Here is a 21,319-nt window from a genome sequence, read left to right on the forward strand (position 1 = left end):
TTATAAAAGAAGAATGGGTATGATGCAACCATCTTCATTCAAAAAGGTAATTGATTTAGCCATTGACCTCCATCCAAAGTGATACATTCACCGTTCATATATGCTGCTTTTTCACTCAGCATAAAATAAGCTAACTCAGCAATTTCCTCTGGTTCACCGAGACGCCCAAGCGGAATCCCCTCTACTGTACGCCTTATCTCCTCTGCCGATTGTGCAAGCTTTTCTACTCCACCCGTCCGGTTAATCGCTCCAGGAGCAATTGCATTCACTTGAATTCGATATTTCCTTCCCCATTCTACTGCTAATGTTCTCGTTAATGACAAAACTCCTGCTTTGGCTGCGGCCGAATGGACGATACCAGCTCCAGCATCCCACGCATATGTTGCGACAATGTTAATAATCTTCCCTTTGATTTGATTCTCAATCCAATATGAACCCAATTCTCTACTACAATAAAAAGTGCCATTTAATACAATATCAATCACACTATTCCAACCGTTAACCGACAATTTTTCAGCTGCAACAAGGAAATTTCCCGCTGCATTATTTACTAAATAGTGAACAGAGCCAAAGTATGCAATTGCTTGTTCCAGCATTTTTTTTACGTCTTCTGGTTTTCTTACATCCATTTGCACGATTTGTACATTTTCAGACTCCCCACTTATTTCTCTTTTTGCCTCCAGAAGTCGCTGTTCATTTCTTCCTGTAATTACGACATTCATTCCTGAGTTTGCAAATTTTTTAGCCATGTATTTCCCCATACCACTTGATCCACCAGTAATAATGACTGTTTTCCCTTCCATCATTTGCTCTCCTCCATTTCCATGAATGAATATTCACTCATATTGTATCAATATCATTAAGCTTAGAGCAACATTGTTAATAAGAAAAACACACTCCAAATTGAAGTGTGTTCCTCCCCTAAGAAAAAACCCCTTTTGACAAAATATTAGCTTCAATTTCTTCAGCTTGAAGTGGATGGCTAAAATAGAAACCTTGTGCCTTCTGACATTGGGCTTCCGTTAAAAACTCTACTTGCCTCGCTTCTTCAACACCTTCTGCGACCACTTCTAAACCGAGACTATGTGCAAGATGAATAATCGTTTTCGTAATTGCTGCATCTTTGTCATTCATTTTTATTTCACCAATAAATGAACGGTCAATTTTTAATATATCGATTGGATATCGTTTTAAATAATTTAATGATGAATAACCTGTGCCGAAATCATCAACAGATAAAATCATTCCTAATTGCTTTAATTTATTTAATATTTCTAATGTTGCATTTGTATCATGCATAGCCCCTTCAGTAATCTCAATTTCAATCGATGTTGGAGGCAGATCATATTGATCCAACGTTTGTTTAATAAAGTAAGGTAAATTTTTTTGAATAAATTGTCTTGGTGAAATATTAATGGCTACTCTTATATTTTTATAACCTTTATCGCGCCATTCTGCGATTTGTCTACACACTTCTTTAATCACCCATTCCCCTATTAAAACAATCAGCCCAGATTGCTCAGCTATCGGGATAAAAACGGCGGGAGAAACGGAACCAAGCTTCCAGTTGTTCCAACGTAATAATGCTTCAAAACTTTCAATCTTACCTGTTTTCAAATTAACTTGCGGCTGATAATGAAGAGTGAGTTCTTTATTTTCAATCGAATTTTTGAGATGGGACTCCATCATCAGGAAATTAGACATATCTGTTTCCATTGCCGAGCAATAAAATCGTGAATGATCTTTCCCCTGATCTTTCACAAAAAATAAGGCACGATTGGCATTTTTCAATAATGTATTTGCATCTTTACCATCTTGTGGAAACATACTAACGCCAATGGATGGTGTCATATAATATTCCTCATTATCAATGTAAAAAGGTTGATCAAATAATTGAAGAATTTCCTGAACATCATGTTTTGTTTCTTTTCTATTCGTGTTTATAATGAGAATAATAAATTCATCCCCACTGAGGTGGTACAAACGACTTGTTGGCTGATTCCATTGAGCCATCCTGCCGGCAACCATTTTTAACAATTGATCTCCTATATGATGCCCTAGAGAATCGTTAAATTGCTTGAAGCGATCAATATTAACATTTACAATCGAAAATTCTTGATTTACGGTTTCCGCTCTTGATATTTCCGTTTGTAAATGCTCCATCATCGCTTTTCGATTCCATAAACCTGTTAATCGATCAGAGCGCTCCAACTGTTTGATCGTTTCAGCATGCTTGTCATCAATCTTGCGAATAATCCAAATGAGATGAGTAGGATCATTATTTTCATTTCTCATTATCTTAAAGCTTGATTCAAAGATGGCTCCATCCTGATCTACTTGTTCTTCGGTATACATAACCAATTCATTTGAATGTAAAGCTTTTTTATAATGGCTGTATATTTTAAATACACGTTCTGAAGGAATAACATCCTCTAATAATTTTCCAACAGGATTTTCATCAAGCTTAGCAAAGTCCATTCCCGCTTGATTTACAAATAAATAACGGAATTTCGGTCCCTCTTCAATTTCCATAATAAAAACCATATCCGAAAAATGATGAAAAAGTATTTCAGCAATCAACTTCTCTATACCTTGTTGTCTTTGTTTTGACTTTTTATATGTAGAGTCGGTAACTATTTCCATTTATTATCATCCCTTATGTTCGCCATCGGACTTCTCATGCTATGTAAGTTTTCTTGAGTGGCATTGTATACCCGCTACTCCCCCATGGGACGAGCTTTCCAAAAAGTGTATATAATGTTATAATATTTATAATTTCAGTTTTTACTAAAAAATAGAAAGGTGTCATTGCATGAATTCTCATACGAAAAAACAGATTGTATTAGAACCTACCGTATCAAACCTCTCTCAAGCAATATTCACCGTAAATCGTCATGCAAAAACAGCTACTGATCCGAAGTATTTGTACGAATTGAAAAAAGCAGCACTCGCTAAAATGATTTCGGAAAGGAAAGCGATGAAAATCGGGCTTCATTTTTCAAGAAATCCCAGATTCAGCCAACAACAATCGGATGTTCTTGTCGAATGCGGCGATTACACTTTTCATATTCCACCAACAAAAGAGGACTTTGCTAACTTGCCTCATCTTGGTCAGCTTGATCAACACTCCCGCAACCCAAAATCCCGCATGTCTCTTAATATGGCAAAACAGCTTCTACAAGACTATACCGGAATAAAGGAGAGGAAAAAGACACAAGCCGAACAAAGGCAAAGACCTGTTTTCAAACGATTAGGCGATTATTTTTAATGATCCAGTTTACGAGGATTTCCATTTTAGGAGATCCTTTTTTAACAGAAAGAAAAAGACTCCGTCCACTTTAACCGTCTAGTGATTGCCTTTGCGCTAGGCCAACTTCGCCATGTCTTTTTAGGTCCACTACATAATATAAATCTCACCAACGCCTTTGTGCCTCTGCGAATTACAAAGGCGTTGCCACAGGACGTGGTGGTGTTTTAGCCTTTGCTCCCTCATTCGGTTTAGCCTTTGCTCCTCGTTCGAACGTATCCACTTGTTGGTTAGGCAAAATCACAAAGAGATTTGAGCATATAACCCACGCTTGTACTTTTCTTAATTAAGCAGCGATTCATAATATGTGTTGATCAACTTTTAAAACGAGTTCACCTATTTCCGGTTTCGATATTTGCTCAACTGCTCCAACTTTTTCTCCCTTATGACGAAGCTCATCACTAATAAGGGAGGAAAAGATAATGACTGGCAATCGTGATAAGCCTTCATCTTCTTTAATCCTTTTAACTAGATGATGACCATCCATTTGAGGCATTTCAATGTCTGTAATAACAAGCTGGACTTCTTGGTAAACATCTTTTCCGGCGTTTACAATCCCTCGTAAATATTCCAATGCATCTAAGCCATTTTCAAAAAAATTTACGTTTTCATATCCAGCTTCACTCAGCGTTTCTTTCATTAAATTCCGTAATAATGGTGAATCCTCCGCTACAATTATTCGTTTTGCCGATCGTTCACGTTTACCTAGACTTTTTATTTTCCCCATATGAATCCCTGATTCAGGTTGAATATCGACAACGATTTTCTCAAAATCAATCAGTAAAATCATTTCATCTAACATTTGGATGACGCCGATAATATGATGATTCGCATCAGAATATACATTTCCTGGTTTTTCAATGTCGCTCCAAGAAATTCGATGAATTTGACTTACATGATCAACTTGAAAAACAACCTTTTGCATGTTAAATTCCGCAACAATTAATTTCGAACTTGCACGTTGCTTGTCACTTTCCTCCATATTCAAAGCTCTTGCCATACTAATGACAGGTAGAACCTCTCCGCGCAATTGAATAAGCCCTAATATGTTATCGTGTGCATGTGGGATTGATGTAAGTGGCAACGGCTGGATAATTTCCTTTACCTTTAAAACATTTATGCCAAATTTCTGCTGATTGATTTCAAACTCAATCATTTCAAGTTCATTCGTGCCACTTTCTAATAAAATTCCAGAATCGATTGTCATTGTTCGCAATCCTTCCCTTATTTACGTATGTAATCTAATCTTTCCAATAATGAATTAATGCCTGTGTTCCATGGTTTTCTTCCCCTTTTTCAGCAAGCGCATCGTACATTTTTTTTGCCAACTGAAGCCCTGGAAGCTCAAGCTCCATCTGTTCAGCTTCTGCCAAGGCGATCCCCATGTCTTTAATAAAATGTTTAATGAAAAAGCCAGGTGAGTAGTCTTCTTGTAGTACACGAGGAATTAAATTAGTCATTGACCAGCTTCCTGCCGCTCCACTGCTAATTGATTTTAAAACATTATGCGGATCTAAACCGGCCTTTTTCGCATAAACAAATGCTTCGGTAACACCAATCATATTTGAAGCAATTGCAATTTGATTACACATTTTCGTATGTTGACCAGCACCAGCTTCTCCTTGATATACAATATTCGTACCAAGAATTTGCAAGATCGAGCTTAAAGCAGCGAACGTTTCCCTCTCTCCTCCTACCATAATCGATAACGTTCCATTTTTCGCTCCGATGTCGCCTCCAGAAACAGGCGCGTCTAGCGCTTTCCAGCCTCTCGTTTGAGCAGATTTATCAATTTTTTTAGCCAATGTAGGGGTAGAAGTAGTCATATCAACTGCAAACAATTCTTTACTCGTTCCCGCAAAAATACCATCTTCGCCAAAATATACTTCTTCTACATCTTGCGGATAACCAACCATTGTAATTATTATTTCGACACTATTCGCAATTTCTTTAGGACTTTCCTTCCAAATTGCGCCTTCTTTTAATATTTGTTTCGCCTTATCTTTCGTTCTACTATAAACAAAGAGCTGATGACCGTCCGCTAGTAAATTTTTAACCATACTTTGTCCCATAACACCTAGACCAATAAAGCCAATTTTCTTTTTATTTAACATGAACATTTCATCCTTTCTTCGTTCTGAGATTTCAAAATTTATTACATTATAACACTTTTCCTTCTTATTACGTTGGAAAATAAGCGATCATAACGTTTTAATACGAAAAAACTTGACAAGCTTTAGTTCTTTTATTGAATTTAAAAAATTCCATTTAAAGGAAATAGTTTGAACATGATGATTTTCGTGTATCCACCTAGATGCTGACTGAAAAATGATTAAGACTCTACAAACAAGGGACAATTCAAAATCAAAACACGATAAAATTAGCAAACTAATGGACATGTAGGGGGATTTGCAAGCCATTGCGGAGTTTTTCTAAGCCGTGGCTGAGATTTGTAAGCCATTGTAGACTTTTCTAAGCCGTGCTGAGATTTGTAAGCCATTGTAGACTTTTCAAAGCCGTGGCTGAGATTTGTAAGCCATTGTAGACTTTTCTAAGCCGTGGCTGGGATTGTAAGCCATTGTAGATATTTCTAAGCCGTCCAAGGAATTTACAATCCATTGCCCTGATCCCCATCTCAACTAGAAGAGGATACCAAGTTATTATAATAAGTCGAGAAAGCAATTTTTCTTATATTAGCCGCAAAGTAAACAAAAAAACCACAAGACATCAAGTCCTGTGGTTAAAAAAGGGGGAAAAATGAGAATGAAATGACTATTAAAGTCACGTCAATCATAATTATTATTCTATACCACCTTTTATTAATATATACTCCTAAATTACATTACATTTTTATTACAATGTTGTAGCTTGTTTAACGAGCTCCATTACTTGCTCTGAAGTATCCTTTTGCAATGCTTCTTCAGCTAATGAAGCCATTTTGCTTTGGTCTAGTTGTTTAATTTGACTTCTCGCCCTTAAAATGGACGAAGCGCTCATTGAAAACTCATCTAATCCAAGACCAATCAATAGCGGGATCGCAATTTCATCTCCTGCCATTTCCCCACACATTCCAGCCCATTTACCTTCTTTGTGAGCTGCGTCAATGACCATTTTTACTAATCTTAAAATGGACGGGTTATAAGGCTGATACAAATAGGAAACTCGCTCATTCATACGATCAGCTGCCATTGTGTATTGAATTAAATCATTCGTTCCAATGCTGAAGAAATCAACTTCCTTCGCAAATTGGTCCGCTAATACAGCCGTTGATGGGATTTCAACCATAATACCAAGCTCAATTTTTTCTGCAACAGCAATTCCAGCCTGTTCAAGCTTTTGTCTTTCTTCTACTAAAACTGCTTTCGCATCTCTAAACTCGCCAAGCGTTGCGATCATTGGGAACATAATTTTTAAGTTTCCATGTACACTTGCACGCAATAATGCTCTTAATTGTGTACGGAAAATATCTTGCTCCTCTAAGCATAGTCGAATCGCTCGGAAACCTAAAAATGGGTTCATTTCTTCAGGCATGTTTAAATAAGGTAGATGCTTATCGCCACCAATATCAAGTGTACGAACAACGACTGGCTTTCCTTCCATTCGCTCTAAAACTGTTTTATATGCTTCATATTGTTCTTCTTCTGACGGTAGCTGGTCCCTTTCCATATATAGAAACTCAGTTCTATATAGGCCTACACCTTCACCACCATTAGCAAGTACACCATCAACATCTTGAGGTGTTCCAATATTTGAAGCAAGTTCAACTTGTTTGCCATCACTTGTAAATGTCGCTTCATCTTTCAATAAAGCCCACTCGGCCTTTTGCAACTCTAATTTTTTCGATTCTTCTTTGTACGTATTCACTACTTCGGCGGTAGGATTAATATGTACTTGACCATTTACACCGTCGACAATAATGAAATCACCATTTTCAATTGTTTCCGTCGCAGTTTTTGCTCCTACAACCGCAGGTATTTCCATCGAACGGGCCATAATTGCTGAATGGGAAGTACGTCCACCAATATCAGTCGTGAAACCTTTAACGAACTGTTTGTTCAATTGTGCTGTATCAGAAGGAGTTAAATCTTCCGCAACGATGATGACTTCCTCAGCGATTAATCCTGGATTAGGAATTTTTACGCCAAGTAAATGGGCAAGCACACGTTTCGTTACGTCTTTAATATCTGCCGCACGTTCTTTCATGTACTCGTTTTCCATTTGTTCAAACATCGTTATAAACATATTGGCCGTTTCATTTAAAGCGAATTCAGCATTTACGCTCTCACTTTTCACTTTATCTTCAATTGTTGATAAAAGCTCAGGATCACTTAAAACTAAAAGATGCGCATCAAAAATTGCTGCTTTATCTTCACCAAGATCTTTCGCTGCTTTTTCACGGATGATACTTAGATCAGCCTTTGCTGCATCAACACTTGCATGAAAACGACTTACTTCTGAATCAATATCTGTGATGTTGTTTTTCGTAAAGGATAGATCTGGCTCAACTAAGCGGTACGCTTTACCAAGTGCAATTCCGCTTGAAGCCGCAATTCCATGTAAAATCGAAACCATTATTCAGCAAGCCCTTCTTTTTCAAATAATTCTCGAATGCTATCCATTGCTTCATCTTCGTCATTTCCATTTGCACTAATTGTAATTTCTGCACCTTTACCAATTCCTAAAGACATAACACCCATAATTGATTTTAAGTTTACTTTTTTATCCTTGTAGCCTAACTCAATGTCTGAAGAAAATCTGCTTGCTGTTTGTACAAGCAAAGTAGCTGGTCTAGCATGGATACCTGTATCTGCAATTACTGTAAATTGTTTTTCTGTCATTTTAATCTTCTCCTTTTAATAAATAAAATAATGAACCTTATATTAAAAATTAGCCAATTTTCTCGGTTTAGTCAATCAAACAGCAGCGAAAAATGAAGATTATTTTTTCTTCTTACATTACTTGACAATTTTCTACTGATTTATCAACTATCCCTCCCTTAAAGCGATAGAATAAGGTCCTTTTCCATTATATTTTATCATACATCATCTCAATTGGACAGAAATCGCCTTAAAGGAATTGGTTTAGCTTCGAGGTTGTGACAAATATTCATACACAACATTTCCTCCATGCTTGGCAATCCCATGAAATTGTTTAAAATCCTCTTGCTGAACCAACACACTACGAAATTGCAAAAAATCTTCTTTCGTTATTTCGACCTGTTTGACTTTCCCCGAACGAAGCTCATCGATCATATTCTCAATATCGTTCATTTCCATTTTACTCCCTCCAATTTAATGATTCTTTTTTCATCTTGCACTTTATTAAAATATAGTGCAAACTATAACAAATGCGAAAGCGCTTTGATAAGACATATTTCCTAGCGCGACGCCATAGATAATTAGTAACAAGGGGGAGATTGAAATGAAGATTGCAGAGCTTGGGAATGTAGTCGAATTTAAAGACGGTCTACGAGGTATCGTAGAAAAAGTAAACGAAAACTCCGTCATTGTCAATTTAACGATAATGGATGATTATCGTGACCTCGAATTGGAAGAAAGAACTGTCGTCAATCATAAAAATTATAAAATTGTTAAGCAATCCGTAAACGTCTAAGAGCAAGCATTGCGCTTGCTCTTTTCTTTCTGAAATATTTGAATTACAGATAAGGATAGCCCAGACCGTTCATCTTTGTTAAAATATTTTTACGATGGTTTATTTTAGAAAGGATTTTTTTATGAAAAAAATAATAACAGATTATAAATTACTTGGTGGTATCTTTTTTGCCTATTTACTCATTTACGTTTCCTTTGATAGCAAACAAGTTTTTTGGTATTTATATACCGCCTCGATGCTGTTTTTAATTAGTATTACAATAGTAAATGAAAAGATTGATGATGAAGCAAATACTAAACTTAATTTCCTCTATGGAATCGTGTCTGGCGTCGCTTTATATGTACTATTCTTTGTAGGCGATTGGCTCCTTGCATTTATGCCAACTTCATTAAGCAAGCAAATCCCTAAAATATACTCCCATTTTTCTTTAGAGTGGATTTGGCACTATTTAGTTCTATTTTTCATTATCGTTCCTGGTGAAGAAATTTTTTGGCGGGGATTTATTCAGAAGAAATTAATGAGATATATGAATGTTAAATTAGCGATTATCCTTTCAGCTGCGCTAAACGCAAGTGCTTTTATTTTTTCTGGGTACACTGTTCTGATTATCGCTGCCTTTATTAGCGGGCTTGCATGGGGATGCTTATATGCTTGGAAACGCAGCATGCCACTGCTCATTATTTCTCATTTAACATTCAATTTACTTCTCATGATCTTTTTGCCACTAGTATGAGAATTGATTTTGTAACATTTTTGCTTTTGATGCGTCTAAATATGTAGAAACATAATACTTATAGACAGGAGGAGATTGAATGAGAAAAGGTTTGCTATTGCTTATTTGCTCATTTCTTTCCTTAATCTTGCTCGTTGGCTGCGGAACCGCGAAAAATAACAATCCATCTGATACACCTGATCCTTCAACAGAGGAGAAAGAGCAGGCTAGTGGTGCAGAAGAAGCGCCAGTTAATGATAAGGAAGCGGATAACGAGGAAGAAAGCTCTGAAAAAATAAGAGTAATGGAAAAAAACATTTCCTATGAAATAAACGGAACATCACACGAGGATACCGCATTTCTTAAAGAGAGTGATCTTCAAAACTATTCCTTATATGTTTTGCCTGAATATACATTAACAGGCGAAGAGCCAGGTAAAGACGTCCTATATTTAACAGAAAATGATGTACATTTCATGCGGATTGAAATTCTCCCGAAAGATGTAAATGTAGAAGATGCAATTGAAACGATAAAAGGCCAGCTTTCTGCTGTTAGTGAGAACGTTGAAAAAATAACGAGTCATGGCGATTCTGATTGGCTTTCTGAAGCCTCGATCTTTGAAGCTAACAATGATGAAGATAAGGTTTCAGCGTATTTCATTCCGAAGCAAGATTATTTCGTTAAGCTGACAATTTTCTCTAAAGTAAATGATGATTATAAGGATCCATTTTTAAAAATGGCCGAAACGCTTGAATAAAACAGCAGCTTAGCCTGCTGTTTTATTTATGAAGAGGCTTAAGCATCATAATAATTAAAAACAAAATACTTACGTAGCCGAAAATCGGATACAAAAATCCCAATAAGGTTCCATAGTCGATGAGTCCAATAACATAAATCGTCGCTAATATCCCTCCATAAATCCACACGCTTTCAATTCGTATATATTTTTTAATTTGTCGTTCAAGTCCATACATATTTCCTATCACCGTACTAAATATTTCCCCATAAATAACTAATAAATAAATGAAAAAGATTCCGCTCGCCACTTGCCCAACAATGACGGCCATCGGAATATCATATAAGTGAAAATCAAGAAGCGTTGTTAAAACAAGATGGCTGGAAATCAACACGATTGTAAGCAAACCGCCCCCAATATAACCGCCCAATCGAACCATTTGCTTATCATTCATCTCAACTGCAATCGGGACGAGTACTGCTTGAGCTAACGCGAGGTTAAACGCTGCGTAAGCGATCGCAGAAGCTAAGGCTTTTAATACCGTAGCATGATGAGGAACAGCTAAAAATAAATCTAAAAAGTCCATTCTTGGGATCGTTTTGAAAAATAGAATAATCGAAAAAAGCACTAATATCGGTACAACGAAGGAATTAACGGCAAATAAACCTTTGGCTCCGATGATTAGTACCGCAATCGCAAGAACGCTCGTAATGATCGCACCGATTGATTTTGACAAGCCGAGCTGTTCATGAAAAAGTGCCCCTGCACCCGAAAACATAACGGCACACACACCCAAAAGCATTACTAGCATAAAAAGGTTCATAATCTTAGAAAGCTTTTTTCCAAATAAATATTCATTAAATTCTTCAAATGAGGATGCTCGAATGTCGATTGCTTTTATCATTATTTTTGCTCCAAGAAAAATAAATAAATAGCCGGAAAGCAAAATAGAAAGAAATCCGTAAAATCCAAATCGGGTAAAAAACTCAACGATCTCTTTCCCGGTTGCAAAGCCTGCTCCGATTACTGTACCTACATATACAGCGGCAATTTGAAAAGCCCCTGTCCAATTTTTCAAATCACTTTCCCTCCTTTCTAGACAACACCACTTATTTCATCCTATGTACGAGCTTTTAAAAAAATCCAAGAAAATAAGCGAAAATGATTGAATGTCAGAAAAGGTCAGTGTATAATCAACTTATGATCAAATTTGGTCAATGTTTTTTTAGCTTATTGGTCAAAGTTAGTCAATAGTTATACAGAAGGTGATAATATTATCCTTTCTAAACAAATTTACCTAAACTATAAAAGAACAAACGCAAAAAGTAAGTTGCAATTGTTGAAAGTCAAAGAAGGTCAGAGTATAATTATTATATGATCAATATTGGTCAAACATTTTCTTCCGCTCAATGGTCAAAGTTAGTCAAAATCAAATATGGAGATGATGATACATGCTTTGCACAAAATGTAAACATAATCATGCAACAATTCAATTCCACGTAAATATAAATGGTCAAAAACAAAAAATGTCATTATGCTCAGAATGTTACCATTCTGAACAACAAAAGCTTAACGCTTCATTTGGTGGCTCCGGCTCCCCTTTTGATGACATACTAAATGGTTTTTCAGCGAATCAAGCACAGCAATCTATACAACAACAAAAGAAACGCTCTCATGACGGATTTTTAGATCAGTTTGGCCGCAACTTGAACGAGATGGCTCGCGCTGGTTTAATTGATCCGATCATTGGCCGCGATGAGGAAATTAGACGAGTAATTGAAATCCTCAATCGCAGAAATAAAAATAATCCGGTATTAATTGGTGAACCAGGGGTTGGGAAAACAGCAATCGCAGAAGGACTAGCATTGAAAATTATTGAACAAAAAGTGCCTGCGAAATTAAAAAATAAAGAAGTATATTTGCTTGACGTTGCTTCTCTTGTGGCAAACACAGGCATACGTGGTCAATTTGAAGAAAGAATGAAGCAGCTGATTGCTGAATTACAAGAACGAAAAAATGTCCTTCTTTTCATAGATGAGGTCCATCTTCTCGTTGGAGCTGGTTCTGCGGAAGGCTCAATGGATGCCGGCAATATTTTAAAACCAGCACTTGCTCGTGGAGAGCTTCAATTAATTGGTGCGACTACGTTGAAGGAATACCGACAAATTGAAAAGGATGCTGCGCTTGAACGCCGTTTTCAGCCCGTCCAAGTCGGCGAACCAACGGTTGAAAAAGCAATTGAAATATTACAAGGCTTAAAAGAAAAATATGAAAGCTACCATCAAGTCACTTATAGTGAAGCCGCTATTAAAGCTTGTGTCGAGCTCTCACATCGCTATATCCAAGATCGTTTTCTACCAGATAAGGCGATTGATCTTATGGATGAAGCAGGTTCTAAATTGAATTTAACGTTGAAAGAAACAGACAAGGACAACATCCAACAACGTTTAGCTGATATTGAAAAAGAAAAACAAGTCGCTCTATCAAAAGAAGACTATGAACATGCGGCTACATTACGAGATGAGGAATTACAGCTCGAGAAACAAATGAATAATGTATCTTCCCAACAAACACTTCTTGTTGATGTTGAACAGATTCATGAAATTATCGAAACAAAGACAGGGATACCTGTTGGGAAACTTCAAAGTGACGAACAGAAAAAAATGAAGCATCTTGAGCAAAACCTTGCAGCAAAAATAATTGGACAAGATGAAGCGGTTGCTAAGGTGGCAAAGGCAATCCGTCGCAGCAGAGCCGGATTAAAATCAAAAAACCGTCCGATCGGTTCGTTCTTATTCGTTGGTCCGACAGGTGTAGGTAAAACAGAATTAACGAAAACATTAGCGGAAGAATTATTCGGTACGAAAGATGCCTATATTCGTCTTGATATGAGTGAATATATGGAAAAACATAGTGTATCGAAATTGATCGGTTCACCACCAGGATATGTTGGCCATGATGAAGCGGGACAATTGACGGAGCGGGTCCGCCGCAATCCGTATAGCATCGTTCTACTTGACGAAATCGAAAAAGCACATCCAGATGTTCAGCATATGTTCCTACAAATTCTTGAGGATGGCCGACTCACAGATAGCCAAGGACGAACAGTCAGCTTTAAAGATACAGTAATCATTATGACAAGCAACGCAGGAACAGCGATAAAACAAATTCAAGTTGGGTTTGATCGAAGCAATGCACTGAAAGAAACGAGCATTCTTGATTCACTCGGATCTTTCTTTAAACCCGAGTTTTTAAATCGTTTTGATAGCATTGTTGAATTTAAGCCATTAGAGCAACAACATCTTCTATCCATTGTTGATATTCTATTAACCGAGCTGAATAAGCAAACAGCTGAACAAGGAATTACAATGGAAATAACAAAAGAAGTGAAAGATAAAATAGTAGAACTCGGATATCATCCAGAATTTGGCGCCCGTCCACTTCGCCGAGTCATCCAAGACCAGCTCGAAGATCAAATTGCCGATTATATTTTGGATCATCCTGATCAAAAATCTTTAATGGCATCGATCATTGACGATAACATTACCGTAACAGTAAAAGAGATTGCTGAATAATACAGCAATCTCTTTTTTGTCATTACGGCAAAGATTGTTCTAAAGTAACGTCTCTGCCCCATCTATATATATTTCAGATCCACTAACATGACTTGATTCTTTTGAGGCTAAAAAATGAACGAGATCTGCCACTTGCTCAGGCTTACCCGGTTGATGTTCAAGTGGATGACTACCTTCTGGAAATACGACAGGAATCCGTACTTTCTCTAATTTATTTTCGTCTTTATGAGTATTCTCTCCGATATTTGTCTCGATCGCCCCGGGACAAATAATATTTACTCGAATTTTATAACGAGCAAGTTCCAATGCCGCCATCTTTCCAAAGGCCATTTGTCCCGCCTTGGAACTACTGTATGCTGACATACCTATTCCAGAAAATTTACGATTCCCATTAATCGAACTTGTAATAATGATACTACCACCTTGATTTTTCATATGCGGAATTGAATACTTCACTGTTAAAAAGGTACTTTTTAAATTCGTTGTTAACGTATGATCCCATTCCTCTGGTGGAAAATCTTCAATCGGTGTAACAACCCCATTGACACCAGCATTAGCAAACACAACATCCAATCGTCCAAATTGATTAACTACTTCATCAATCGCTTGCTTCACACGATTATGGTCTGACAGGTCGACGTCAACTATGTTTGCTTTTCCACCGGCATTTAAAATTTCTTCTTTTGTTTTTTCGGCTCTTGCTTCTTTTAGATCTAATAATCCAATTGCTGCACCAGACGCTGCAAGCCGAATAGCTGCCGCTTTACCGATTCCTGAAGAAGCGCCTGTAATGATTGCTACTTGATTTTCTAAAGATTTTTGCTTTTCACTCATTTACTAACCCTCCAACACTTATCTTTTGGTCAGTTTACCCACGAATGAAAAATCTAATCTTAAAAGCGATGTTTGAATGTCTTGATGTGAAGGTAGTTTTAAACTATTACGACGAGATTTTTGGTTGATTATATAAAAACCATAATATTTTACGAGGAGTTGAAGTCTTGGTGTATGTATGTTTTTGAAACAATTGATAGTATTCATTTAATAGATAATCCAAATCTTGGCTACTTTTAATTGTTTCCTTCGCACAAAGTCCATATTTTTTACCGTTGGAACACATTTCTTCACGTTTCATTTGAATGCGCATTAAATAATGTTCTTTTTCCTTTCGACTATCTAGCATTTACCTTTTCTCCTCCATTGATTTATGTCATTCTTACTATCCATCTATTGAATTCATACTAATTACCTATTTGGTCACAACATTTTTCATTATCTCAGGGATCGTCGAATTTGTAAATAGATTCGCAAAACTAGACATATTTTGCATATAAATATGAAATTTCTATGAAATCACTCCAATCACCCATAGCACCCCTTCTAAATTAACTAGTATCCATTGTACATTATTTATTCATTCTGCACCTCTTTTTCTTTATCTTTTAATATGTTTGAAATATTTGTTTTTTCTGCTTGTTACTCGTTGATGATTTTTGTAAGATAACGACTGATTATTTTAAAGTTTGTCTAACTTTTATTGAGGTTTTCAATTAGATTCGGTAGACTAATGTGAAATGGAAAGTTTATATATGAAAAGGAGTCACCAACATTGATGAAAATTATCGCTACGACATTAAACGCGAAATACATACATACAAATTTAGCCATCCGCTGTCTAAAATCTTATGCTGAACCAGATTATCAGATCGACATTGTCGAATATACGATTAATGATCCTACGTTGAATATTGTCACCGATTTATATCGTAAGAAGCCAGATGTACTCGGGTTTAGCTGCTATATTTGGAATATCGAGGAAACAATTAAAGTGATCGAAATTATTCGAAAAATCCTTCCTAAAATAAAAATTGTGCTCGGTGGGCCAGAAGTCTCTTATGATGTCATCTACTGGTTAAAAAGACTACCAGAAATTGATTATATTGTCATTGGTGAGGGAGAAGAAACATTTAAACAGCTTTTAGATGAATTACACGGTGACATGCAGCTTGAAAATGTTCATGGTATCGGCTATATGAAGGATGAAAAGCCAGTGATCAATATCGTACGTAATAAAATTGATTTACGAGAAATGCCTTCACCGTTTCGCTTCCCAGAAGATCGTGCCACTCTTTCCAAACGAATTACGTATATTGAGACGAGCCGAGGCTGCCCATTTAGTTGTCAGTTTTGCCTATCATCGATTGAAGTAGGTGTTCGATATTTCAATCGTGAAAAGATTAAAGACGATATTCGCTATTTAATGGAAAATGGGGCGAAAACGATCAAATTTGTTGACCGTACATTTAATATAAGCCGTAGTTACGCAATGGAAATGTTTCAATTTTTAATTGACGAACACCGGCCTGGTACTGTTTTTCAATTTGAAATTACTGGGGACATTATGCGCCCTGAGGTCATAGATTTTTTAAATAAAGAAGCACCGCCAGGACTTTTTCGTTTTGAAATTGGGGTTCAATCGACAAATGACTTAACAAACGAACTCGTAAAAAGGCGCCAAAACTTCGAAAAACTATCGCGAACAGTCAATATGGTGAAGTCAGGCGGCAAAATCGTCCAGCATCTTGACTTAATTGCTGGTCTACCAGAAGAGAATTATGACTCTTTTCGCAAAACGTTTAATGATGTATTCATCCTTGGGCCTGAGGAACTGCAACTCGGCTTTTTAAAAATGCTGCGCGGGACTGGGTTACGGATTCATGCAAAGGATTATGGTTATACGTATATGGACCATGCCCCATATGAAATCCTTGGCAATCATGTCATTGATTTTGAAGACATCGTTCGGATTAAACAAGTCGAAGATGTATTAGAAAAATATTGGAATGACCATCGCATGGATCACACAGTTACTTATTTAACCTATAATTGTTTTGAAACGCCTTTTGATTTTTTCCAGCAGTTCGGTACATATTGGGAGGAGAAAGGCTGGTCACGAATTGGGCATCAGCTAGAGGATTTATATAAAAGACTTCGTCAATTTCTCCTTGATCATCATATTCCGAATACAAATATAGCCGAAGGATTAATGAAATATGACTATTTGAAAAATCATCGTTATAAGCCGCGGAAAGCTTGGTGGGATATTGAACTCAACCGTCAAAGTCGTTCGGCGATTTATTCATCGATTTTAGCCAATTCTTCAATCGTTGACAGGGATTTTACTAATATTAAGCTAAACGAGAGAGATCTGTATAAACATACTTTACTTGAACACTTCCCTTTTTGCATTAGCACATATATAAATCATGGAGAAATCATAAAAAAACCGTCACTTGCATTAATCCATTTCCATCCCGAAGATGGAAGTTCCCGTTTTTATCCTCTTCATCAACAGGTAAACGGATAAACGAAATCGAGCGTTGTTCAGCTACAACGCTCGATTTTTTTATCGCTCTTCAGTGACCGTTGCTGCTTATTTCTAGCGACTCGGCAATGTGACTCACTCTCGTGTCCCTCTATTTCCAGCGACAAAGGCAATACCAGCTTAGCCAACGAAACAAACGAAAGGCTCAAATCAATCCAGATTTGAGCCTTTCTTCATAAAACAATTATAATAATTCTTTTCTTAATTGTGCAGGTGATTTAGGTGAAAGATGTCCAATTGGCACATCGAATACGGTTTTTGCTCCTGCTTGTCCTTCTTCATTTAATTTGAATGCTGCTCGTGCGTAGGCAACTAATACACTCGCTGTATATTCTGGATTGCTATCAAGCTTTAGTGAATACTCAACAATTTGTTTATTTCCGCTCCCAGTTTCCCCACTGCGGATCACAAAGCCTCCGTGCATCATTTTTGAATGATTCGCATTCATTTCATCTTCCGTAATAAAATGCACCTCTGTATGATAATCAGCAAAATAATGCGGCATTGTTTTTATATCATTTTCAATTTTCGCTTGATCTGCTCCAGCTTCAGCGACAACATAACATTCACGTAAATGCTTTTCCTTCGTAGTAAGCTGAGGATTTTCCCCGTTACGAACTCGGTTAACGGCTTCTTCAATCGGGATTGTATATTGGACAGCGGCCTTTACTCCATCAACTCGACGCACCGCATCTGAATGACCTTGGCTTAAGCCTTTCCCCCAGAACGTATACGTTTCTCCAACAGGTAAAATCGCTTCTCCAAGCAAACGATTCATCGAGAACATGCCCGGATCCCAGCCAACAGAAATGATGCTCGTTTTTCCACTTGCTTTTGCCACTTCATCAATTGCAGCAAAATATTCCGGAATCTTCGCATGTGTATCAAAGCTGTCAATCGTATTAAACTGTTTTGCAAATTCAGGACCTTGTTCAGGTAAATCAGTTGCCGAGCCACCGCATAAAATCATGACATCAATTTTGTCTTTGTATTTTTCGGCATCAGCAATCGATAAAACTTGTACACTCTTATCTAGAAGGGTGACAGAGTTTGGGTCACGTCTTGTGAATACAGCGACTAGCTGTAAATCAGCCGTTTTTTGAATTGCAGCCTCCACTCCCCTGCCTAAGTTTCCATAGCCGACAATACCAATATTAATTTTCTTTTCCATTTTGTACTCCCCCTCATGTTAGCCAATAATGACTCGCTCTTTCGGATAGTGATAATCCGGCGCTTTTTCATTTGTTCCAAGTGTTAACAAGAATGATAAAATACCTATTCTCCCAATAAACATTAACAAAATCAGCAGCGATTTTCCAATCATAGATAAATCAGGTGTAATGCCCATAGAAGCACCGCAAGTTCCGAACGCTGAAGAGACTTCAAAAATAATCGCGATCAAACTTGCATCCTCTGTTATGGCAAGAATCAAAACAGAAGAGCTCCATAAAATAACAGCAAGCAATAAAACAACAAGTGATTTTAATACATCTTCATGATGAATTTCTCGCCGAAAAATTTTAATCGTCGTGTTTCCTTTTGCAAAATGATAAAGAAATAAAATATTTACTGCAAAGGTCGTTGTTCGGATTCCACCTCCAACCGAACTCGGCGAGGCTCCGATGAACATAAGTGCAGACATAAATAAAATCGTCGGCAATGATAACTCGTTAATATCTAATGTTAAAAGCCCCGCACTTCTCATCGTTGTCGATTGAAATAATGCGTAAAAAATCGATTCATGCCATGATTTATCTGCACTAAATCGGCCATACTCAAAAATGAAAATAATTATGGCACCAAATGCTAGCAATAAAAAATAAGTTGATGTTGTTATTTTTGTAAATAAACTAAACTTAAACCTTCGCTTCTCATCCTTATGTAAAATAAACTTTTTCACTTCAATCCATACCGGAAATCCGATCGCACCTAAAATGATGAGAATCATCGTTACAAATTGAACAAAATAATCCTTTGCAAATGGGATTAACGACTGACCAGTAATATCGAATCCAGCGTTTGTCGTTGCACTTACAGAGGCAAATAATCCTTGAAGAAACGCCTCCTGCCACGTAGGAAAATATTTTAAATAGTAAGCACCGAGTACGAATGCACCAATTGCTTGAATGAGTAAAATTAAGAATAAAATTTGCTTTAAAAGTTCAACGAGCCCCGCTAAATTTAATTGATTTTGATCTGTACGAATTAATTGTCTCTGCTTCAATCCGATTTTTTTGCCTAAGATCAGCCAAAAAAAGGTGCTAATTGTCATAATGCCAATTCCACCAATTTGCAGGACGAACATAAGCATAAAAATTCCCGCACTCGTAAACGTATCAGGAATACTAATTGTACTTAATCCAGTTACACTCACAGCACTCGCAGCTGTGAACACCGCATCCATAAACGACCATTCCGCACCCTCCTGACGGGCAAACGGGAGGCTTAATAGGCCGGCCGCAAACATCACCGTAACTAAATAGTACGATACGATAATTCGAAATGGTGTTAACCTTGATATCGGGTATCTTCCAATTCGGTTCATTCAATATGATCTCCATTCTTAACCATTATTCTTCTATATTAAAGAAAAAACCAATTATGTCAATTTCTAAATTCACGTAATGATTGCCCCTGATTCATATTAAAGACAATTCCCCTCACATTTTCCAGACATGCTTTCTCAAAAAAAACTCATACTAGTAGTAAGAAATTCAAAGGAGAGATGATCATGGCAAGACAAAGCAATAAATTACTCGTTCCCGGGATTGAACAATATTTAGATCAAGTGAAATATGAAATTGCTCAAGAATTTGGCGTTACACTCGGCTCTGACACGGCTGCGAGAGGCAACGGATCTGTTGGCGGTGAAATTACAAAAAGACTTGTGAAGCAAGCACAAGCCCAATTAAAGGGATATAGTAAATAATAATAAAAGGTCGCCCAAGTTTAGGGACGACCTTTTTCCGATTGAACAAAAAGAAATCAATTGCATATGATGAAGACAAACGGCTTTTGTTAGTTTTCTTGTAATACAGCAGCTTGTTTTTTCGAGACAAAATATCCACCAGCTGCAATACCGATCAACACAATCCAAAACGTCATTTTCCACCCTGCTGATTCAGGGAAATGCTCATTTAAGATCTGTACTTGCGGGTGTGAAAGGGTAAAAACGGTTAATTTCACTCCGACCCAACCGACGATTAAAAAGGCTGCTGTTTCAAGGGCTGGATAGCGTGCGAGCAATTTTACGAATGATGTTGCGGCAAAGCGCATAATAATTACACCGATGAGTCCACCTAGCAACATGACGATAAATTGCCCAGCATCAATTCCCCCGATGTGGAAGAGTCCAGTAGGCTTTAATGTGACAGCAAGTGCAACGGCGGCAAGCATCGAATCTATCGCAAAAGCAATGTCTGCAATTTCTACTTTTAATACCGTCATCCAGAACGAACTGCCTTTGGAAACATTCACCTTTGTTTTTTCTTTCTCACTATTTTTCCGGTGTTTGATCATATGATGAACTGAAAGAAAGATTAAATAAGCTGCACCTATCGCTTGGATTTGCCATACATTTACAAGAAACGTAATCGCGAATAATGCGGCGAAGCGAAAAATAAACGCTCCAACTAGCCCATAAAACAAAGCTTTTTTTCGCTGTTTTTCTGGTAGATGCTTAACCATAACGGCCATAACAACCGCATTATCAGCGGCTAAAATCCCTTCAAGACCAATTAGTACAAGCAATACCCATCCATACTCTAAAACCATTGACATATCCATAAAATTTCCTCCCTTTGTTTGGCAAGGGCTTTTGGTCATATGGATAAAAACACAAAAAGACCCTTGCCGTAATAGGCAAAGGTCTTGCTAGACAAAGTTCTTGTCAACAAAGCCGGTGAAATAAATTCACGAAATGACGACTTTGTTTCAGGTGGATCGATTGATCACACCTAACGCTACTCCCCTTTGACAAAATGTCAACTAT

General features: G+C 37.2%; 20 protein-coding genes and 1 riboswitch. Of the genes, 7 read left to right on the plus strand and 13 right to left on the minus strand.

Annotation, left to right across the window (positions count from 1 at the left end; genetic code table 11):
* Nucleotides 1-38: 38 nt before the first annotated feature.
* Both fadH and KHA95_RS06970 read right to left on the minus strand, forming a co-directional pair.
* Nucleotides 39-803 (minus strand): 2,4-dienoyl-CoA reductase, encoded by a 765-nt coding sequence (fadH, locus tag KHA95_RS06965; RefSeq protein ID WP_213136936.1) that lies wholly within the window; start codon nucleotides 801-803, stop codon nucleotides 39-41.
* Nucleotides 804-921: 118 nt separating this feature from the next.
* Nucleotides 922-2,643: a sensor domain-containing protein gene (locus tag KHA95_RS06970; RefSeq protein WP_213136754.1), complete on the minus strand. Its 1,722-nt coding sequence runs from the start codon at nucleotides 2,641-2,643 to the stop codon at nucleotides 922-924.
* 169 nt (nucleotides 2,644-2,812) lie between these two features.
* On the opposite strand from KHA95_RS06970, the gene KHA95_RS06975 reads away from it, so the two are divergent.
* Entirely contained in the window at nucleotides 2,813-3,268 is a 456-nt protein-coding gene (locus tag KHA95_RS06975; RefSeq protein WP_213136755.1) for a YkyB family protein, read from the plus strand.
* A 337-nt stretch (nucleotides 3,269-3,605) separates the two neighbouring features.
* Here the strand turns inward: KHA95_RS06975 and KHA95_RS06980 are convergent, their stop codons facing one another.
* The 5 genes from KHA95_RS06980 to KHA95_RS07000 form a co-directional block, all read right to left on the minus strand.
* Nucleotides 3,606-4,514, minus strand: a complete 909-nt coding sequence (locus KHA95_RS06980; RefSeq protein ID WP_213136756.1) for a chemotaxis protein — start codon at nucleotides 4,512-4,514, stop codon at nucleotides 3,606-3,608.
* Nucleotides 4,515-4,548: 34 nt separating this feature from the next.
* The gene (locus KHA95_RS06985) at nucleotides 4,549-5,451 is read right to left on the minus strand and encodes an NAD(P)-dependent oxidoreductase (RefSeq protein WP_481748421.1); all 903 of its coding nucleotides are present in this window, start codon (nucleotides 5,449-5,451) and stop codon (nucleotides 4,549-4,551) included.
* A gap of 709 nt (nucleotides 5,452-6,160) precedes the next feature.
* Nucleotides 6,161-7,879 (minus strand): phosphoenolpyruvate--protein phosphotransferase, encoded by a 1,719-nt coding sequence (ptsP, locus tag KHA95_RS06990; protein WP_213136758.1) that lies wholly within the window; start codon nucleotides 7,877-7,879, stop codon nucleotides 6,161-6,163.
* A complete protein-coding gene (locus KHA95_RS06995) occupies nucleotides 7,879-8,145 on the minus strand; it encodes a phosphocarrier protein HPr (RefSeq protein WP_213136759.1) in 267 nt (88 codons plus the stop codon). Before KHA95_RS06995 ends, ptsP begins: the two co-directional genes overlap by 1 nt.
* Nucleotides 8,146-8,388: 243 nt before the next feature.
* A complete protein-coding gene (locus KHA95_RS07000) occupies nucleotides 8,389-8,583 on the minus strand; it encodes a hypothetical protein (protein WP_213136760.1) in 195 nt (64 codons plus the stop codon).
* A gap of 145 nt (nucleotides 8,584-8,728) precedes the next feature.
* Between KHA95_RS07000 and KHA95_RS07005 the strand changes: the two genes are divergently transcribed.
* From KHA95_RS07005 to KHA95_RS07015, 3 genes are all read left to right on the plus strand, one after another.
* A complete protein-coding gene (locus KHA95_RS07005) occupies nucleotides 8,729-8,920 on the plus strand; it encodes a YkvS family protein (RefSeq protein ID WP_213136761.1) in 192 nt (63 codons plus the stop codon).
* Between the two features lie 121 nt (nucleotides 8,921-9,041).
* Nucleotides 9,042-9,653, plus strand: a complete 612-nt coding sequence (locus KHA95_RS07010) for a CPBP family intramembrane glutamic endopeptidase (protein ID WP_213136762.1) — start codon at nucleotides 9,042-9,044, stop codon at nucleotides 9,651-9,653.
* 79 nt (nucleotides 9,654-9,732) lie between these two features.
* The gene (locus tag KHA95_RS07015; protein WP_213136763.1) at nucleotides 9,733-10,389 is read left to right on the plus strand and encodes a hypothetical protein; all 657 of its coding nucleotides are present in this window, start codon (nucleotides 9,733-9,735) and stop codon (nucleotides 10,387-10,389) included.
* Nucleotides 10,390-10,411: 22 nt separating this feature from the next.
* On the opposite strand, the gene KHA95_RS07020 is transcribed toward KHA95_RS07015, so the two are convergent.
* Nucleotides 10,412-11,446 (minus strand): YkvI family membrane protein, encoded by a 1,035-nt coding sequence (locus KHA95_RS07020; protein WP_213136764.1) that lies wholly within the window; start codon nucleotides 11,444-11,446, stop codon nucleotides 10,412-10,414.
* A gap of 373 nt (nucleotides 11,447-11,819) precedes the next feature.
* Between KHA95_RS07020 and KHA95_RS07025 the strand changes: the two genes are divergently transcribed.
* Nucleotides 11,820-13,943 carry an ATP-dependent Clp protease ATP-binding subunit gene (locus tag KHA95_RS07025; protein ID WP_213136765.1) on the plus strand — a complete coding sequence of 708 codons (2,124 nt, stop codon included), beginning with the start codon at nucleotides 11,820-11,822 and terminating at the stop codon, nucleotides 13,941-13,943.
* 39 nt (nucleotides 13,944-13,982) lie between these two features.
* Here the strand turns inward: KHA95_RS07025 and KHA95_RS07030 are convergent, their stop codons facing one another.
* Together KHA95_RS07030 and KHA95_RS07035 are read right to left on the minus strand one after the other, a co-directional pair.
* Nucleotides 13,983-14,777, minus strand: coding sequence for an SDR family oxidoreductase (locus KHA95_RS07030; protein WP_213136766.1), 795 nt, complete (start codon nucleotides 14,775-14,777; stop codon nucleotides 13,983-13,985).
* Between the two features lie 106 nt (nucleotides 14,778-14,883).
* On the minus strand, nucleotides 14,884-15,126 hold the full coding sequence (locus KHA95_RS07035) for an aspartyl-phosphate phosphatase Spo0E family protein (protein ID WP_213136767.1): 243 nt from the start codon (nucleotides 15,124-15,126) through the stop codon (nucleotides 14,884-14,886).
* Nucleotides 15,127-15,555: 429 nt separating this feature from the next.
* Here KHA95_RS07035 and KHA95_RS07040 point away from each other — a divergent pair, with 429 nt between their 5' ends.
* Nucleotides 15,556-17,310, plus strand: a complete 1,755-nt coding sequence (locus KHA95_RS07040) for a B12-binding domain-containing radical SAM protein (RefSeq protein ID WP_213136937.1) — start codon at nucleotides 15,556-15,558, stop codon at nucleotides 17,308-17,310.
* A gap of 202 nt (nucleotides 17,311-17,512) precedes the next feature.
* Here the strand turns inward: KHA95_RS07040 and KHA95_RS07045 are convergent, their stop codons facing one another.
* Both KHA95_RS07045 and KHA95_RS07050 read right to left on the minus strand, forming a co-directional pair.
* Nucleotides 17,513-18,499, minus strand: a complete 987-nt coding sequence (locus tag KHA95_RS07045) for a diaminopimelate dehydrogenase (protein WP_213136768.1) — start codon at nucleotides 18,497-18,499, stop codon at nucleotides 17,513-17,515.
* Between the two features lie 18 nt (nucleotides 18,500-18,517).
* Complete coding sequence (locus tag KHA95_RS07050) at nucleotides 18,518-19,873, minus strand: TrkH family potassium uptake protein (RefSeq protein WP_213136769.1); 1,356 nt, start codon at nucleotides 19,871-19,873, stop codon at nucleotides 18,518-18,520.
* A 186-nt stretch (nucleotides 19,874-20,059) separates the two neighbouring features.
* Between KHA95_RS07050 and KHA95_RS07055 the strand changes: the two genes are divergently transcribed.
* Nucleotides 20,060-20,257 (plus strand): alpha/beta-type small acid-soluble spore protein, encoded by a 198-nt coding sequence (locus KHA95_RS07055; RefSeq protein WP_213136770.1) that lies wholly within the window; start codon nucleotides 20,060-20,062, stop codon nucleotides 20,255-20,257.
* Nucleotides 20,258-20,346: 89 nt separating this feature from the next.
* Here the strand turns inward: KHA95_RS07055 and KHA95_RS07060 are convergent, their stop codons facing one another.
* Nucleotides 20,347-21,114 carry a TerC family protein gene (locus tag KHA95_RS07060; protein WP_213136771.1) on the minus strand — a complete coding sequence of 256 codons (768 nt, stop codon included), beginning with the start codon at nucleotides 21,112-21,114 and terminating at the stop codon, nucleotides 20,347-20,349.
* 53 nt (nucleotides 21,115-21,167) lie between these two features.
* Nucleotides 21,168-21,311, minus strand: a riboswitch (yybP-ykoY riboswitch).
* Between the last annotated feature and the right edge of the window lie 8 nt (nucleotides 21,312-21,319).

Source organism: Bacillus sp. FJAT-50079 (assembly GCF_018343515.1).
Classification (GTDB): Bacteria; Bacillota; Bacilli; order Bacillales; family Bacillaceae_C; genus Lederbergia.

Excerpts from the sequence above, each read along its gene's own strand:
- fadH (WP_213136936.1), bottom strand. The coding sequence starts at position 803 with ATGGAAGGGAAAACAGTCATTATTACTGGTGGATCAAGTGGTATGGGG.
- KHA95_RS06970 (WP_213136754.1), bottom strand. The coding sequence starts at position 2,643 with ATGGAAATAGTTACCGACTCTACATATAAAAAGTCAAAACAAAGACAA.
- KHA95_RS06975 (WP_213136755.1), top strand. The coding sequence starts at position 2,813 with ATGAATTCTCATACGAAAAAACAGATTGTATTAGAACCTACCGTATCA.
- KHA95_RS06980 (WP_213136756.1), bottom strand. The coding sequence starts at position 4,514 with ATGACAATCGATTCTGGAATTTTATTAGAAAGTGGCACGAATGAACTT.
- ptsP (WP_213136758.1), bottom strand. The coding sequence starts at position 7,879 with ATGGTTTCGATTTTACATGGAATTGCGGCTTCAAGCGGAATTGCACTT.
- KHA95_RS06995 (WP_213136759.1), bottom strand. The coding sequence starts at position 8,145 with ATGACAGAAAAACAATTTACAGTAATTGCAGATACAGGTATCCATGCT.
- KHA95_RS07000 (WP_213136760.1), bottom strand. The coding sequence starts at position 8,583 with ATGGAAATGAACGATATTGAGAATATGATCGATGAGCTTCGTTCGGGG.
- KHA95_RS07005 (WP_213136761.1), top strand. The coding sequence starts at position 8,729 with ATGAAGATTGCAGAGCTTGGGAATGTAGTCGAATTTAAAGACGGTCTA.
- KHA95_RS07010 (WP_213136762.1), top strand. The coding sequence starts at position 9,042 with ATGAAAAAAATAATAACAGATTATAAATTACTTGGTGGTATCTTTTTT.
- KHA95_RS07015 (WP_213136763.1), top strand. The coding sequence starts at position 9,733 with ATGAGAAAAGGTTTGCTATTGCTTATTTGCTCATTTCTTTCCTTAATC.
- KHA95_RS07025 (WP_213136765.1), top strand. The coding sequence starts at position 11,820 with ATGCTTTGCACAAAATGTAAACATAATCATGCAACAATTCAATTCCAC.
- KHA95_RS07030 (WP_213136766.1), bottom strand. The coding sequence starts at position 14,777 with ATGAGTGAAAAGCAAAAATCTTTAGAAAATCAAGTAGCAATCATTACA.
- KHA95_RS07035 (WP_213136767.1), bottom strand. The coding sequence starts at position 15,126 with ATGCTAGATAGTCGAAAGGAAAAAGAACATTATTTAATGCGCATTCAA.
- KHA95_RS07040 (WP_213136937.1), top strand. The coding sequence starts at position 15,556 with ATGAAAATTATCGCTACGACATTAAACGCGAAATACATACATACAAAT.
- KHA95_RS07045 (WP_213136768.1), bottom strand. The coding sequence starts at position 18,499 with ATGGAAAAGAAAATTAATATTGGTATTGTCGGCTATGGAAACTTAGGC.
- KHA95_RS07050 (WP_213136769.1), bottom strand. The coding sequence starts at position 19,873 with ATGAACCGAATTGGAAGATACCCGATATCAAGGTTAACACCATTTCGA.
- KHA95_RS07055 (WP_213136770.1), top strand. The coding sequence starts at position 20,060 with ATGGCAAGACAAAGCAATAAATTACTCGTTCCCGGGATTGAACAATAT.
- KHA95_RS07060 (WP_213136771.1), bottom strand. The coding sequence starts at position 21,114 with ATGGATATGTCAATGGTTTTAGAGTATGGATGGGTATTGCTTGTACTA.